Raw genomic sequence first — 1,052 nt, 5'->3', positions numbered from 1 at the left:
TAGAGCGGGTTGCGAGCTTTCTGATTCAGGATTCCCATGAGGCTTGATTTGTGATTCCCTATCTGCATGGCAGATATGGGGGTTGGAGATGGGCAAACCACATCCTATGGCTCTGCGTGAGAGGGTCGTCGCGTTTGTGGAGGAAGGGCATTCGCACCGCGCAGCCGCCGCGCGGTTTCGGGTTTCGGTGAAGTTCGTAAACGATATGGTGATCCTGAAACGTGAGACAGGTGAGCTTGAGCCGCGCCGACAAGGTAATGGCGGCGGGCATGGAAAGTTGGCCCGTCTGCGGGACTGGATCGCGGTGCGGATGACAGCCAAACCCGATCTCACGCTGGATGATCTGGTGCTGGAAATTGCTGAGGAGCACCAGATGACGGTCCATCGCGTGTCGGTCTGGCGCACCCTGCGCAGTCTCGGCCTGACGCATAAAAAAAGGCCTGCAAGCCGTCGAACAAAAGCGGCCTGAGGTCCGCCAGGCGCGCCATATCTGGATCACGCGACGGCAACCGTTCATGGCCAACCTGTTGCCACGCATCGGTTTCATTGACGAAACCTCGCTCAAGACGAACATGGCCAAGACCACTGGATGGTCCCCCAAGGGCGCGCGCCTGATCGACCACGCCCCATTCGGTCACTGGAACACGCAAACGTTTATCGCGGCGCTCCGCCACGACCGTCTGGACGCGCCCTGGGTGATCGAGGGTGCGATGAACCGCGAGTTGTTCGAGCTTTATGTCGAGACCCAATTGGCCCCAACCTTGCAAGCCGGCCATGTGATCATTCTCGACAACCTGTCATCCCACAAAAGCCCCAAGGCCGCAGATGCCATGCGTTCGGTCGGTGCATGGTTTCTCTTCCTGCCGCCCTACAGCCCGGATCTGAACCCCATTGAAATGGCATTTTCCAAGCTCAAGGCGTTGATCCGCCGGGCCGCCGCGCGAACATACGATGACCTCTGGCGGGTCGTTGGCAATGTCTGCGATCTCTTCACTGAGGAAGAGTGCTACAACTTCTTCAAGGCCGCAGGCTATGAAACTGATTGAACGCAA

General features: G+C 58.4%; 2 protein-coding genes. Both read left to right on the top strand.

The features are described 5' to 3' along the window. The first annotated feature begins 106 nt into the window (after positions 1–106). Positions 107–469, top strand: a complete 363-nt coding sequence (locus tag BW990_RS22160; RefSeq protein WP_234990337.1) for a COG3415 family protein — start codon at positions 107–109, stop codon at positions 467–469. Positions 470–515: 46 nt separating this feature from the next. After that, complete coding sequence (locus BW990_RS22155; RefSeq protein WP_076451426.1) at positions 516–1,046, top strand: IS630 family transposase; 531 nt, start codon at positions 516–518, stop codon at positions 1,044–1,046. Positions 1,047–1,052 lie beyond the last annotated feature (6 nt).

It is taken from the genome of Roseivivax lentus (assembly GCF_900156805.1).
Lineage (GTDB): Bacteria > Pseudomonadota > Alphaproteobacteria > Rhodobacterales > Rhodobacteraceae > Roseivivax > Roseivivax lentus.
Note: the sequence above shows the minus strand (reverse complement) of the source record. Positions and strands in the feature narration are given on the sequence as shown.

Excerpts from the sequence above, each read along its gene's own strand:
- BW990_RS22160 (WP_234990337.1), top strand. The coding sequence starts at position 107 with ATGGCTCTGCGTGAGAGGGTCGTCGCGTTTGTGGAGGAAGGGCATTCG.
- BW990_RS22155 (WP_076451426.1), top strand. The coding sequence starts at position 516 with ATGGCCAACCTGTTGCCACGCATCGGTTTCATTGACGAAACCTCGCTC.